The 15780-nt window shown below is 55.9% G+C and carries 7 protein-coding genes and 1 pseudogene; 2 read left to right on the forward strand and 6 right to left on the reverse strand.

Going from position 1 to position 15780, the window contains the following annotated elements; translation table 11 throughout:
- Positions 1-7 precede the first annotated feature (7 nt).
- From ACZ41G_RS01575 to ACZ41G_RS01595, 5 genes are all read right to left on the reverse strand, one after another.
- Positions 8-1219 carry a glycosyltransferase family 2 protein gene (locus ACZ41G_RS01575; RefSeq protein WP_464145547.1) on the reverse strand — a complete coding sequence of 404 codons (1212 nt, stop codon included), beginning with the start codon at positions 1217-1219 and terminating at the stop codon, positions 8-10.
- Between the two features lie 84 nt (positions 1220-1303).
- On the reverse strand, positions 1304-2998 hold the full coding sequence (locus tag ACZ41G_RS01580) for a DUF6020 family protein (protein ID WP_464145549.1): 1695 nt from the start codon (positions 2996-2998) through the stop codon (positions 1304-1306).
- A 171-nt stretch (positions 2999-3169) separates the two neighbouring features.
- Positions 3170-5200 carry a glycosyltransferase gene (locus ACZ41G_RS01585; RefSeq protein ID WP_464145551.1) on the reverse strand — a complete coding sequence of 677 codons (2031 nt, stop codon included), beginning with the start codon at positions 5198-5200 and terminating at the stop codon, positions 3170-3172.
- 57 nt (positions 5201-5257) lie between these two features.
- The gene (locus ACZ41G_RS01590; RefSeq protein WP_464145553.1) at positions 5258-8011 is read right to left on the reverse strand and encodes an LTA synthase family protein; all 2754 of its coding nucleotides are present in this window, start codon (positions 8009-8011) and stop codon (positions 5258-5260) included.
- Positions 8012-8354: 343 nt separating this feature from the next.
- Positions 8355-8810: a hypothetical protein gene (locus ACZ41G_RS01595; protein WP_412171202.1), complete on the reverse strand. Its 456-nt coding sequence runs from the start codon at positions 8808-8810 to the stop codon at positions 8355-8357.
- A 372-nt stretch (positions 8811-9182) separates the two neighbouring features.
- Here ACZ41G_RS01595 and ACZ41G_RS01600 point away from each other — a divergent pair.
- Positions 9183-10591 (forward strand): annotated as a pseudogene (locus ACZ41G_RS01600) (tyrosine-protein kinase domain-containing protein).
- A 205-nt stretch (positions 10592-10796) separates the two neighbouring features.
- Positions 10797-12974: a hypothetical protein gene (locus tag ACZ41G_RS01605; protein ID WP_464145555.1), complete on the forward strand. Its 2178-nt coding sequence runs from the start codon at positions 10797-10799 to the stop codon at positions 12972-12974.
- Positions 12975-14503: 1529 nt separating this feature from the next.
- Here ACZ41G_RS01605 and ACZ41G_RS01610 read toward each other — a convergent pair.
- Entirely contained in the window at positions 14504-15616 is a 1113-nt protein-coding gene (locus tag ACZ41G_RS01610) for a hypothetical protein (RefSeq protein ID WP_464145557.1), read from the reverse strand.
- Positions 15617-15780: the final 164 nt, after the last annotated feature.

A 15780-nucleotide genomic window follows, 5' to 3' on the forward strand; every position in this document is an offset into this window, starting at 1 on the left:
CCAGTGCTTATCTTCTGTGGAGGAATTCACGGATCTTTCGAAGAACATGATTCGGCGCGGATTCTTTCGCTGAAGAGACAAGCCGTGCGTCATGAAGATGAGAATACGCGATATCCCGAAGTTGCGTGTAGTGGATATTGGTGAGTAGTGGAGGAGTTACCTGTTCAATATCAGTGGCGTACTTCAAATACCGTAACGTGAGATTCTTGTCAGTGTCTTGTCTGGTGGCATCCTCGGGATGCTGAAGATAATCGTAGGCATAATCCCTCACATACCGGTATAGCTCAGCGCAGATCACATCGCTTGTCCAGGAACGCTGGATGATAGGCAAAGCCTCGGGTTGCATTGGGGCGGGTAGATTATCTTTCCATTCGTTCATCATGTGCTCGCCGAGCCGGTCTCTCACGTCCGCAACACGGTCATCCCAGTCTTCGCGCGGTATGGTGTTCCGGTTAGCGGCGACGAACTCCTGGATGAGCTGGAGTGCTTTTGCATCCCGTTGCACGAGCCGGGCGAAGGATTCGACCGTTAAGGCGCGTCCGAAGGTGTCGCCACGCCCAAGATGATATAAGTACCAAGGGGAGTCGGGCAGTGCGAGATAGGTGGTCGCATACGCGTCGATGATGAAGTTCATGTACAGGTCGTCGGAGAGAACCAGACGAGTGTCGGCGCAGGCCTTGTACGCCTGGCGCAGCAATTCGCCGCGGAATAGCCTGTGGTGAACATGCCAGTCAAACCCGTGTTCGGCAGCGAACTGGAGTTTTAGGATGTCTTGGCCGTGTAACTCCCGTGGAGTGGGGCACAAAAACCCCTCCATACCAGCGGCGGCTTTTCGTGCAGCCGCATTTTCCGGTACAACGCGCACTCCGAAGTGGATGATGTCGAATTTGCTGCCTGCAATGTACTGGCGAAGCTGATTCAATGAATTAGGCGCTATTTCATCATCCTGGTCGATGAGCATCACGTAGTCGCCAGTGCTGGCAAGTACACCGTCCCTCCGGGATCGTAACGTGCCGAGGTTGTCGGAGTGGAGTATCAGCCGGATTCTGTGGTGTTGCGAGGATAGGGCTTGTAATGCCTCGACGGTGTTGTCGCTACTGGCATCATCCACAACAATGATTTCATCGTCGCCGGCAAGTTGCGGCAGTACGCTCTCAATGCACTGTGTGCAGTAACGGGCACAATTGTAGACAGGAATGACAACGGAAATACTTGTCATGCGCTACTCCTTTTCTGTCGGTGCATGCGGCTTTCGGCTGGGCATTCACATTCGCAACTAATGCTGGTACTGCTTGTACACATACTACCTATCTGCATGTGACGGTTGTTGTTGCACCGTCAGCAACGCGCACCCAATCGGCGCGATGCCGAGCATCGGCATGAGGTATCGTAGGCCTTCATAGGTCACTGAGCCTCCGGATATCCACAAGAACGGCACCGAGACGAGCATCGGGACCAGCCAAGCGGCATACGTCCAAGACAGTTCTTTCGCGCACAGCCTGCGGACCGTTTCATACAGTTGCATGAACGGCAGCCATGTGGCCCAGAACGCCCGCGAAAGCCACGGCTGCATGAAGAACTGATTGCCCAGCCAAATGACGAACTGATCGATACCACCATACAGCCGAGTATGCTTGGAGTGTGGAAGATCTGAAGTGACGATATTTGGGGATGGTGCAGTACGCATATACAGGTAATTCGACTGAAGATTCTCATTGACTATCGCGTTCGGTAACGCGACCCACCCCTGTTCCAGCAGGAAATATGCACGCGCATAGGTTTCCGGATATTTCACGGCGTTTTTCGCCCAAATGCGCAGAAACGGATGGAGCAGTCGCGCTCGCTGTTCCGTCCAGTGTGTTCCCTTGGCCTTGTCCACAGCCCACCATTCATAGTCGTCTGCTGCATCCTGTTCGAGTATCCCAGTCAGAACGTCCTTCTCGGCTTTCGGCAACTCGTCGCCGTGCTCACGTAGCAGCAGTGCAGACTGTTGCAGAGGAATCGCGATCATCTCCTGTTTGCCTCCGGGAATGATATGACAGGCGGGGAATAACACCAAGGGGAGTGCCACGAAGATGACCAGCCCGCTGGCGGTTGCTGTCCCCAGCAGTTTCACACGTGCTCGGTTACCTGCAACGACAAATGCGAGCAGGATACATGCGAGCACCACCGAGTACACTCCGGTTTTCTTGGTCAGTGATACGAGAATTGCCAGAACGATCAACACAGTAAGCGTCCGGCGGTTCTTCAGGCAGACACCCTTGGTTCGAGCGACTTCCATGCATTGGACCGAGAACAGCATGAATAACGGCAGGAAAACAGCATCCTTGACCATTGCCATCGAAAAAATCGGAATAAACGGGAACACACAGAAGAACAGAAACGCCCCAAGATACGCTTTCCTGCTGACTCCGGATTTGGCGAGATAACGGACGGTGTATACGAATACGGCAATTGCGACAGCAGCGATGCAGGTCGTGTACAACGCCACACTGACGGACGGGTGCCCGATCCACGCGCCTAATTGATAGAACACTCCGAAAATGAGCGTGTCAAGAACAGGATGATGATCCGACCATGCACCGCTGGTGATTGCATTGGGTAATCCCTTCCATTGTAATACCTGCTGGACGGTGTCATACCAGATTTCGCCGGGGAGCGCCAGCAGATAGTACGGCAGCCAGCACACTGCCATAACCCCGGCTGCTTTCAGAGCCTGATGCCTGTCGCCAGTGAAATCGGGGGCGATTCGTCGCAGAAGTCTTGACAGGATGCTCGGGTGACTTTGGCTGCTTTCAGTCTGCTTTGAGTCGCGTCCCAGCCAACTGATGAAATGCTCGAACACCAGTGTCATCACCATGAAGAACACCGTCAACGCGATGACATGCAGGGCACGCCTGACGTTACCGCCGCCGCCTTCGTTCAGATAGGCGCAGTATTCTGCCAGCATTGCAAGAACAAGACTGCAACAGAACAACCCTAACCGGGGCAGGCGCAATTTCCGCCGTGTCGCGCTCGTGCTGGCGGTTGACGATTCGACTACTGTTGACATCCTCTTCATCAAGGTTCCACCATATCAACTAGACGCCACGAACACAGCCGGGTATGAGGATTACGACAATTCTCACGCCCAGCTGTTATCTGCTTGGCTGCTTGTGGCTTCTTGCAATTACTCCTGTGCCGGATTCTCCTTGAAAATCCGCTCCCACGTCTCGAAGCTCGTGAAACGCGGATCGCTGTATGCGGTGTGGAGCCGTTTCCAGTTGCGTCTCAATTCGCTGGAAAGATGGAGCGCTTCGTTGATGTCCCGGCGGAACAGACGGTCATCGCGACGCATCCAAGTGACGGAATTGCCGTCCGGGGAAGTGACCAGAGCAGAATCCACGCCATTATAAGCGTTCCATGTGGATTCCATTGTTGGCACAGCTACATCCGGGGCGGTGGACTTGCGTCCGTCGCGTGGCAGCAGCATCGCCTTCCCGAAGTTCACCGCGCAGTCGATAGCACGCCGGATAGATGTCGTTGGCCGGGTACTCGGTGGAACAAACCTACGGCGAGGCTCCGGGAACTCATCAACATCGGAAACCGCCTTGGTGTCGGGGAACGTCGAACGAAGCTTCCTGACACTCGCCATTGCAGTCGAATAGATGCCGATGATGAATTGCGGACCTCGCAGCAGATCCTGGATGGCCCGGTGGTGCAATCCGATGCCGGAATACACCAGATGGAGTCCCATATTGATATCGGCGGAAAGCACGTTCACAGGCATGGTCCGAGAAGGTTCCGGATTATGCCGCAATGCGAAAATCCAACGGTTGCGCTGCATGAAATACTCCTCCCATGTACGGGAGATGTCCTTGTCATGCCACCCCTGATGCCACACCGCGACGCCGGGAAGCGACACCGTAGGATAGCCGTGTTCCTTGGCACGGAATGCGTAATCAATATCGTCGTACTTGATGAACACCGGAATCGCAAGACCGATTTCGCGAATCACCGATGTCGGAATCAAACACATCCACCAGCCGTTGTATTGCGCGTCAAAACGCTGGTGGCATTCGGGGGAGTCCCGTAGCGGATTCGTAGCGAAATCGTGGGATCCGAAGGCATTGCGTAACGGCATCTGGCGCCCGTCGATATCTTCTCCCTGTGACCACAACACCGTACGGTTATCCAGATGCAGCATGCCGCCGCCTACCAGCAACGGCCGTTTCGCGTAATCCGCGAACTGCACGGCGCGCACAATCGCCTCGGGCTCGCTGATCGCGTCATCGTCCAGCAACAGTACATACTCGCTGTCGCCGGCCTTGCAGGTCTCATACATGCCACGGGAGAAGCCGCCGGATCCGCCGAGGTTACCCTGCCGCAGATACGTGAGCTGGCTGCCCAAATCCTTGGCAACCGCATCGAAATCCGGCTGATTGCGTACCAAATCGGTGCCTTGGTCAGTGCAGTAGATGGTGTCGAGGCGCTCGCGGACGGACGCTTCTCCAGCGATTGCCTTGAGCTGGTTCATGCAGTAGGGTGCACGGTTGAAAGTGGTGATGGCAATCGACAGTGTGGTGCGGTTCTTCGCTCTGCGTTCTTCGACCGGTACCTGCCAGCCGGCATCGCTTACCGTGAGCGTGGAATCGGTTGCGGCCTGGGCGTCGAACCAGAAGAATCCGCCGTCCATGAGGCCTTTCATATCAAATGTTCCAGAAACCGCCGTGGGAGCGTCGGCATCGATATTGATGCTGCCTGCGGGGGTAATCAGGCCGCGGCCGTTCGACCGGAAGAGGTTGATCTTCCCCTTGCCTGCCGCCGTGGCTACAAACCGTACGTGGCTCACCGCAGTCCACCGGCGCCAGTATGAGGCGGGGAACGCGTTGAAATATGTGCACAGGGAGGCGTGGCCGCCCTTGTGGACTTCCAGCTCGGTGCGAGACATGCATGTGAAGGAGTTCTCGGGGGCTGATGCATCCGCGGCCCCCTCGCGCAGCAGATTCATCAGATCGCGACGATTCATATGCTTGGTGTCCACGCGAAGCTGGTTGACGCGAACGTCTTGGGCTCCGGCGTCTACATGCGGACGCGTCCACTCGACTGCATAGAGAGGAAGGGTCAAATCAGCGTCTTTGACGGGGAAAACAACACGATTGACGGTTTCCCATGCCGATGCTGCTACGGAATCTGCGATATGGGTATCGGACTGCTTCATGCCGACAAGTATACAAACCTTGGCGTATCACGGTATGGGTTCATGGGAGGTTGAAGACTACTTTGAGACGGCCATGAAGTCAGTATTCTTCAAATATTGTTTGCCGGCGGTCAAATCGTATTGGATAAGCTGGTAATCATGGAGCAGCTCTTTCTGCTGCGTTGTCAGATCCTTCGGCTGGATTCGATTCCCGTCCGCATCCAGGTAGACAGGCTTGCTGGCATCGCCGGCGGATGCGGGAATAGAGATTGCGGGGATTGCCACATGCATTTCGGTCAGGAATGCGAGATAGGGCGAGACCTTGGCATTGAGATGCTCTGCTGCTTGGGCCATGAAATAGTTTGAGGATGTGTAGGCGCTTGTAGTGTCGTCCAGCTTGGTATTCGCGGATGCCGAGGCAGCGTTCGACCAAATGAAGTAGTCGGTTTCGTGCAAAGTAATCTGGTTATGTTTGTTCTCGCTGGCCGTCGAGTAGATGCCGGGAAGATGGTCGCCGTAGAAAATCACGGTGATTGGACGGTTGATCTGGTTGAGCTGATTGAGGAAATCCGCAGTCGCCTGGTCGGTGTAATTCACACCCTTTGCATAAGTTTCGATATTGGTTTTCTCATCGTCACTGATGTCGGACGAGGTGTCCCCGGAATCTTTGAATTGGTTGTTCTGATACCAATCATTGTAGGGGAGATGGTTCTGCATGGTTACGGATTGAACGAACTGGTTGCTACCCGCGTCGGTGTTGATGTTGGCGAGAATACCTGAATAGAACGAGGAATCCGAGGCATACCACCCGGAGTCGATAGGGGTGATGTTGGAAAGCATAGGTTTTCCGTCTGCTGCATAGAACTTTGAGAACCCGAACTTCTTGTAATTGCTGTCGCGCAGATACATGGTGCGGGAATACGCGTGGAACGCAACCGAGCTGGACTTGCCGTTCGCCTCGTTCCAGATTTGATTAAACGTGGGCGTCCACTTGAGTTTTGGCACCAGCTGCTGGTAGGCGATGGACAGTGATGAGTCGTAATTGGCCATGTTGAGGCCTGTCAGCGCCTGATACTCGATATTCGCGGTACCGCCGCCGTACCCGGGGGAAAGCATGAGCCCTGATGTGGTCGCCGACTTGATGGCCCTGATTTGCGGCATCGGGTCTTCAGTAAATGACACGCCCGGCACGCGGGTGGGGTCGGAGAACGATTCGGACAGCACCATGATCACCGTGCTGTCGGTGAGGTTCGCGGTGCGCGTCTGGTTGATGGTTTCGGCTTCGCCCGCATATTTCTTGGCGAGGGCTTCCATGTTTTCCTTGCTGTACCCGCTCGGCTTGTCCATAATCTTGACGTGTGCGAGCCGCAGGAAGTTCATGGTGGGGCCGTTCGCAGCCGCATCGCCCATTGTGTTCCACAGCTGTGGAGCGTCGGACAGCCCAGTCGCAAAGTTCTTCGCCCAAGACCCCTCGACAGGCAGCCCCCACGTAAACGACACGCACAACACCACACTGAGTATGGCGGTTGCCCACCTGCACACCATGGCGGTGATGTTCTTGACGCTGACGAATTCCGAACGCTTCCATGTGTACGGGATCAGCCCGCGGCGCCGGTCGAGGAACTGCAACACCACGCACACCACAATCAGCCAGATCACCCCGGTGACGGCGGAGTTGATGAGGATCATGTCCTTCTTCGTGGTGAATGACATGATGCTGTCGCCGTTGCCGCCCGTGATGAACTGGAGGTCAGCCGGAATGATCGGCTCGTTGCGCAGCTCCACCTTGATTTTGTCGGCGATGGCGAACACGGTCATCACGGTGCCGAAAATCGCGGTCGCCACCCAGAACCGGTTGATGACCAGGATCACCGTGAGATAGAGCACACCCAGCACAATGAAGTTCAACCACGCCTGGTAGCTCTGGTGCAGCCAAATCTGGCTGACGAAACTGGTTAGCTGCCCGGCGACGGAATTCAGCGCCTTGGTCTGGTCGTCCACAACCTGCCCCTTGGCATACGTCGGCTCGGTGTAGACGCTCCATTGCAAGCCGATGACACTTGCCGCGGTCACCACAATAAACACAATGGTGTAGAACGCGAAGGAGAAGCGCATCCGCTTGTCCCAGATGCAGGATTTGAAGAACTTGCAGGCGGAGAAAACGACTTGCACGGCTTTCAAGGATGTGAACGCGTGCCAGCCGCGGGCGATGGCGGATGCGAATGTGCGCCAGCCGCGGGCGATGGCACCAAACACCGGGGCGAAGAACGCGGCTACAGCCGCCCAAGCAGTGGACACTGCGCTGCGGACTGTGTTCCATGCCTTGCTGAGGAGGGCGGCGACTCTAGCGAACGCATGCCGCGTTTGGAATCCTGAATCACCTGCGGCCTTGGTGCCGTCGGCTGCCTCGTTGCTCCGTTGTGACGAGTCTGCGGATGTGCTGGGCTCGTCCTTTTCTTCTGAATCATCTTCAGAATCACCTGTCGTCTCACTGCTATCGGCTGACGAGTTGGTGAAATCCACGGATCCATCAGGCCCGAACACCGCACCCATAGGCGGTGCGGCTTTCGTTGCCGGCTGCTTGGGCGCTGTTTCCGAGGCTTTGACGTCAGTGCTGACAGTATCTTGTTCAGTTTCAGTCTCGGAATTGGTTGGGGAAGTACCGTCTTGTGCGAGCGTATGGTGCGTGTGAATCAATCCATCATCTCCGGGGATAACCGTGTCATAACCGATGCCATCGGTATCAAGCAACTGTGCGAACAAGGATGCGTTGTCGGGGGTGTCGTTAGAGGTGTCGCCCGCATACTGCCGTTGTCCTTGTTCGTCTTGCACGAGACATAATCGTATCGGCATAGTATAGACAAGCGAATTCTTTGGTAGACAACGCGTTAACGGCTGAATGATGACTGAATGTGAACGCAACCATTGGGTGGTGCCCGCGGACTTCACACTGATGCTCGAATCATTGCGAATTGAGAGCGGAAGTGAAGCGGCGCGGAAGTCCTCCAAAAAAAGCGTGGCTCCCAGCACTCTGCCAGGAGGCACGTATAGCTTCAGCCAAGTCATACGGATCCGCATGAGATGACGGAGTGATGAGGCGCGACGCAGTCGTGACGGCGCATTGATATCGGTCGGTATGCTCGCGTCGCACCTCTTGCGTCTACGAAACTGCTGATTACTTCAGGGTCTGGCCCTTCTTGCGGCCACGATGCTTCATTACGCCTGCGGTCGCATCTGCGGCGGCGAACACGGCCACACGGTCCGTTGGGGAAACCCGCCCGACAATCGCCTGATAGGCGACGCGGTCCTCGTCGACCTCGGCAAAATCGAAGAACGAGGCGATGGCGTCCACCACCGACGGTTCGCGCACAGTAACCGAGGAGGCCTTCGTGGCCTCTTCGCCCTGCTTCTTTACCCGGCTGAATTTCACCGCGTTGCGATCCGAGGCCTCGCACGGCTCAACGGCAATCTGGCTGGTGCTCGTGTTGACGAGGATTTTCACGTACTCCGGGCATTCCATTGCGACAACCGTCGCCTTGTTGAACCGGACCAGCGTCTTGGTAACGGTCATCACGGCTTTTCCGACGGGCTTGTGGATATTGATCTCTTGGAATCCGTGTAATGAGGTCATTAGATACTCCTTAATATTCTTGCGTTGTTCCGCGGACGTATCCGCGAATTTAAACCAGGCTTCATGCTTGAGTGTTCGTGTATATCGTGATTAAAAAAGTATACACATTGATTTGTGTACTTCTTATCGATTTTTCCGTGAATATTGAAAATGAATACTTTTAACTTCGAAACCAGTAGTGTATCCAGCAGATGCACGGACAAGACAATGCAAACCATCTGAGAATCATGAGCAACAAATCAGCTCGCGTTACCGGCATCCAGCAAGAATTAGGTGGTCGTGTGGAAGAGGGTGTAGGTGGCGGAGCGAATTCTCCCGCTAATGGTATCGTATAAGATTTTTTAAGGAGATTCCATGAGAATTGGGGAACCATTGACAATCGCTGATTTATTCCAGGCTGTACGCAAACATATGGTGGCTGCAATCCTACATTCGTCGTGATTGTGGCCGCAGTCGCGGGATACACGTTCTTGGTGCCGCCTCAGTACACTGCGACCGCGGAGCTGTTCGCAACCTACGCTTCGCAAGGGGAGTCGCAGAATTCATCGGATATGAATTCGGGCGCATCGTATCTGTCAACCCAGATCAAGACCTACCCGCGGCTGGTGAAGACCGAAGCCGTGCTGAAGCCGGTCATCAAGGAACTCGGTCTTGACATGACAACCGACGAGCTTGCCGACAAGGTCACCGCCACCAATCCAAGCAACACATTCATGGTCGATGTCTCCGTCCAAGACGGCAATGCAGAGCAGTCCGCCCGGATTGCCAACAGCGTCGCGAAGAACCTTTCGGAGCAGATTTCATCGTCCCTGTACACGGATGAATCCGCGAAATCCCCGATTCAGCTCAACCTCGTGCAAAAGGCCCGTACGCCGCAGTCTCCGAGTTCACCGAAAGTCGGGCTGTACCTTGCAGCGGGCGTGGTGCTTGGCCTGATCTGCGGAGTCGGCATGGCGTTGCTGCTTGACGTGATCAACACGCGTGCCGAGGGCTCCTCCGATGTGCGCGAGCTGACCAAGGCTTCGTCGCTCGGTTCGATTCAGCGTTCGGAACTGCTTGACGAACCGCGGCCTGTCGTTATTTCGCAGCCGAGTAGTAAAGAAGCGGAAGAGTTCCGCAAGATTCGCACGAATATCTCCTTCCTTGCACCGAACGTCAAGGAACACGGTCATCTGCTCGTCTTCACGTCGACCAGGCCGGGCGAAGGCAAGACCACCACGGCAACCAATACCGCGGCCGCCATCGCCGAAGTCTGCAAGAGCGTGCTGCTTATCGACGCTGATTTGCGCCATCCGTCCGTGGCGAAGAAAATGGGCATCGAAGGCCACATCGGCTTGTCTCATATTCTTTCCGCTCAGGCGACGCCGCGTGACGTGGTGCAGAAGTACTGGAAGCAGAATCTTCATGTGCTGCCCGCAGGCAAGCGTCCTGCCAACGCCAGCGTGCTGCTCAATTCGGAGCTGATGACCGAGATGGTCGAACAGGCGCTCACCCAGTACGATTACGTCATCATCGATACCGCGCCGCTGTCTGTAGCCGACGATGCAACAGTGTTCGGGCGTATGGCGCATGGTCTGATTCTCGTCGTCGGCAGGGGTGTGGCAGAGAAGAAGGATCTTGCAGATACCGCCACATTGCTGAAGGAAGCGGATGTTCCGGTTCTCGGCTTCGTGCTCAACTTTGCGGACGAGAAGAAGCATTCCGATAAGAACGGCGATTATTACTACTATTATTATGATGAATCCACTGGGAATCATGGTGGGAGCAAACATAGCAAGTGACACCCGTCATTGAGGCGAAAACGGGGGTAGACGGAGTCGAAGGATTCCGGCTGCCCCCGCGTGTATTTTCTTGGTGCGTGGTGGTACCGACGTGCGGGTAGCCGATCGCAATCCGTGGAGGTACCGGCGGTGACCTACCATAGGTAAAGATGTGCATGGCGTGACGCGCGGCAAGAGTTGCGCGAAGTGAAACAAGGAGAAGTTGATGACAGGACAGGAGCATCAGCAATCGGATATGAACCCGCTGTTTCCGATCGCCAAGCCTACTGACGATGCTGACAATGCCTTGCATGCTGACAAGGATGTAGCTGCTGGTAATGCCGAGCAACAGGGAGCCCAGGGGCGTTTGAGCAATGCGGGTAGTTCTGCTGGCGCGAATGGCCTGAACGGTATGAATGGCGTGGCTAACTCGGATGCTCCGGGCGGCATCACCGCCGATTCCTCTAGTATTCCAGCTGCCGGAGCGCTCGGAACGGGTAATGCTCCGGTGTCCGCCGATGAGGACGGGACACTGCCAGGGGATATCGTTGACACGAACTGGGATATTCCGCTTATCACGTTCCCGATGCTGGACAATGAGCAGAGTGGCGAGGTTTCGCCGATCAGCAAGATTGCGGATATCAGCTCGCGCGCTCCCCGCACCAGCAAGTCAACTGCCGGCGGGCCTGCGGCAGCTTCCGGTGTTGCCGGCGCCGCAGGCGGTGTTGCCGGCTCTGCAGTTGCAGGTTCTGCGGCTGCTGGGGCTCCAATATCCCCGTCCAATCTCACAGCGGGAGCGCCTCAACATCGTGCCGGAACAAAAACCGAACAATGGTTGAACGCGGCGAGGCAAGACAATAATCAGGCGGAGACCCAACAATTCGGGGCCGCGCTGGCGCCATCGAATATTGGAACGCAAAGTGGCATGTCGAACGCGGCGCTTGGGACGTCAAACATCAGCTTGTCGATGCCGGATGTGCCGGTAATGACGATGCCGAATCCGGTAGCTGCTGTTTCGGGTGGTGTTGCTTCGGGCACGGCTGCTTCAGCTGCTGCCACTGCTACTGTTGGTGCTGAGGGTGCTACAGGTGCGGCTGGGGCTCAACGGGGCGGTAATCAACACGTCGGTCAACACGTCGGTCTTCAGCAGCCGGGACCATCATTGCTCACTCCTCCGGCTCCGCGCGCGGATGATATCGCTCGTGAACGCGTCGCCAATGCGGAAACTGAAACTATGACGCCCGTCTCCTCGGCGGCTGTCGTCGCTGGAACCGCTGCGATTAGCGCAAAAGTCACGGCTCCGGGGGCTGCAAAAACCAATGCCACCAGGACCATCCATACCCCTCAAAGCGGGATGACCGGCCCGCAGGATGCCGTCGGCTCCTTGCAGGAGGAACTGGTCGACAACAGCGTGCGACAACAAGCATCTGGTAACGAGCGGAGGCGTGCTGAGGAAGCCGACGACTCTCCATCATCGCGCGGAACGAAAACCCGCAGTCGGGTGATTGTCGTGATATTCCTGATCATCACCATCATCGCTGCCGGGGTGGGTGTGTACTACCTGTACGGGATGGTCCGGACCAATCGCAATCGCAGCAATGCGTATTCAAACTGCACGAAAGCGTATAGCCAAGTCAAAGAAAACTCAGAAACCCTTACCGCAACGCTGAAAAGCACTGCAGCGCAACAGAAAATCGGCACCGATCAGGTCGCCGATGTCATGACCGTAGAAAAGCTGAAAACCGCGGTAAGCAAGGCAAAATCCGCGAGCAAGCCGGTCATGTGCAAGACTTCCATGAGCACGGGAGCACTCGGCAAGGCGGCGAAAACCAATCAGACACTGGCCACACAGCTGGTCAACTTGAATTCCATCGTAAAAGCCGCTGCAAAGGATGTGAAGTCCAGCGCGAAAACCAAGCAGACCAATGATTACAACTCTGCGGTCGACACGTTGAAGACAACGACAAGCGAAGCCTCGACTTTGCTGTCCAACAGCCAAGGGGTTGTCGCGGATGACAACACGCGAACGACGCTGCAATCCGCAATTGACGTGGCCAATACGCTGTTGCAGAAGGACAAGCCGGCGCTCGTGGACGTGCAAAAGGCGCAAAACGACTTGCAAACCGCTTCTGACGCGGTGAATGCATCGATGGAAGAGTACAAGACCCAGCGGGCCGCCGCTGATGCTGCAGCTGCTGCCTCGGCTGCGGCTGCACAGGCTCAGAGTCAGACGCAGGGGCAGACGCAGAGACAGAATAATAGCGGTGGTGCGGAGTCTGGTGCGGAAAGCACGAAGACGCCAACATCTCAACCTACGCCCACGAAAACCCCCACCTCCCCGGATTCCCCAACCTCATCACCGTCGGAGTCCGCCTCTCCTTCTGCAAGCGCGAGTGGCAAGTGATCGAGTGATTGCTGAGGCGGCGTTCCGGTCGTCGGGGCTGCGCGAGCGGACTGGACCCGAGGTTAGTATGTGATTTCCGATTTGGTCCGCTGGCGCGGGCTGTCTGATGGCCGGTGTATCGGTTGATCGTCTTCCGAGCGCTGGTGGAGTGTTGGTATTCTGCGGTTTGGTGATTATCGCGGTTGGTGGCCTGTTGGCTGGTGGTGTTGTGCGGACTGGATCGGGAATCGGTCAGTGATTTGCGATTTGGTCCGTGGATCTGGGCGGCGCCGTGGTTGGTGGCTAGGCGGCTGATGTCTGCCGCGCTGGTAGGTTGTTGGTATTCCGCGGTTTCATGGTGCTGCCGTTGCACGTGATCCGGTGCCGGGCGGCGTGGTCGTGCACTGGATTCGGAATCGGTGTGTGATTTGCGATTTGGCTCACGGATTTGGGTTGCGTTGTGGTTGTCGGTATGGCGGCTGCTGTCGAGTGTGCTGGTGGAGTCTTGGTATTCTGCGGTTTTGGGGGAATCGGCCTGGTCGATGGTCTGGAGTCTGGGTGCGTGGCACGGACTGGATCGGGAATCGGCGTACGATTCTCGATTTGATCGCGGGCTCGGGCTGTTACGTGGTTGGTGGCACGGTGGCTGATGTCTGCCGCGCTGGTAGGTTGTTGGTATTCTTAGGTTTTTGTGTTGTTGTAGTGGATCGGTGGTTTGGTGCTGGATGGTGTTGTCTGGACTGAACGGGATATCAGTACACGATCTCCGATTTGGTCCGTGGGCACGGGCCGTCTGATGACCGGTGCCTCGGTTGATTGCCTCCCGAGCGCTGGTCGATTGTTGGTATTCTGCGGTTCCTGTGCTGTCGTTGTGGTCGATGGTCCGGAGTCTGGTGACATGGTGCGGACCGGATTAGGAATCTGCACACGATTTCCGATTTGGTCCGTGGGTTTGGGCTGCACTGTGGTTGGTGGCTCGATGCCTGGTGTCTGCAGTGCTGGTGGATTGCCAGAATTTGGCGGTTCTTGGATGATCGTCATTGTCGGTGGCAAGGCGACGGGTGTTGTGATTGTGCCCTGGATTCGAAATCGGCGTGTAATTCCTGAGCTGGTCCATTGATCCGGCTACTTGGCGGTTGATGAGGTGTGGTCGATTGTTGGTATTCTGCGGTTCCTGTGCTGTCGTTGTGGTCGATAGTCCGGGGTCTGGTGGCATGGTGCGGACCGGATCGGGAATCAGCACACGATTTCCGATTCAGTCCGCGGATTCAGCCGATTCCACAGATCGACGAGTCGACGGCCTTCTCCGAGGTGTACGCAGATGCCCAGAATTCCATTGCCTGCGCTGCCATACTGGTAGACCAATCCGTTGCGCGAGGCTGTCGCTTGGCGACAATATGGGACCGAATCAGGAATCAATCCCCGATACTCGCTCTAGTCCTGTCATCTGGCGCGGTCGTCAATCAGGCAATGAATCCGGTCATCAGCCAGCCAATCAGCCCGTAATCTGCCCCATATATCAATGCAGCGTAGGTCCAATTACCACCCCGTCATCGTAGCGAATGCCTACGCCGGTCAGCCAACATCTCCCACGGAATTTGAGTGGACAGCATGAGCGGATGTCCGGCTCTTTGCGCCCGTGCTGAGGCGACTCTCATGGCAAGGCGCTCGCGGTTGATGGGATTCGCAAGATCAAGTTGAGTCACCTGCAGAATCATCCAACCCATGGATTCGAGAAGACGGTGCTTCTGCAGATCCCTACGCCATTGACGTTGTTCAGTCCGATGTTGGTCGCCTGCGTATTCGATGCCGATTTTCAGTTCGCAATCAGCGAGATCAAGCGTGATATCTCCTCCCTGATCGGAAAGGATATCCGGAACCCGATAATTCACTTCGAATCGGTCCAGTCCGTATGAATACAGGCATAACCGCAGCTGGGTCTCCTTTGGTGAATCACTTCCGGTGACGACCAGTGCGAGCGAGGCACGGCATTTGGCTTTGCCCGGGAAACGCTGTGATGTGAGGAATTCTTCGAGTGAGGCTTCCGTCGCATGCCCATGCCTGATAAGCGACTCGGCGACTTCGGTGAGTTCATCGATTCGCAAGTCCGGTGCCAGCAATCCCCATGTCGCTTCAGGCGATAACACCCGCAATCCGGCGGACAGCATAATGGTATGTTTTGCAGTCAGGTCTTTCCACTGGTGCATCGCAATATCCGGACTGTCCGGACCGAATTGCTGACGACGTAAATGGCGTTTGCTTACGGTGATATGAAGCTGATGATCGTTGAGTAGCCGTTCTGGACGTTCGACCCGCAATAGATCAAGGGCAGTGGTGTGCGAAACCACCCCTTTGAAGCGCACGCTCAGGCAAGTCCGTAACGCTTGCTGTCGTCGTTCTGATAGCGTTTTCGCTGTGATTGGCTTGTACAGTTCGTCTGGATTGGGTGATGGACCGCTCATGGTTCGGTTGGTATTCTTCGGATTTCGGTTGCACTGCGAGAGTGACCGCGGTATGTGCAGGTGCGAGGCTCGGACCAAATCCGATATTGCGGGGCAATCCTTGAAATAGTCCGTGCCGACGTGCCTGGGAGCGGATATCATCCAGATGCACCGGATTGCCGATTGTTGGTATTCCTTGATTGTGAGATTGGTCATCGGCACGGAATGACTTGGGAATGACCCGTGGCAACTGCCACCGACGGACTGAATATGATTTCCATACTCGATCTCAGATTCAGTCCGTAATCTGAGGCCGGCTTATGACTGCAGTGATTGAGCGCACGGCCAGGATTGTTGCTATTCCAAAGTTCTTGAGCCCTATGCAC

This window comes from Bifidobacterium porcinum (genome assembly GCF_055378475.1).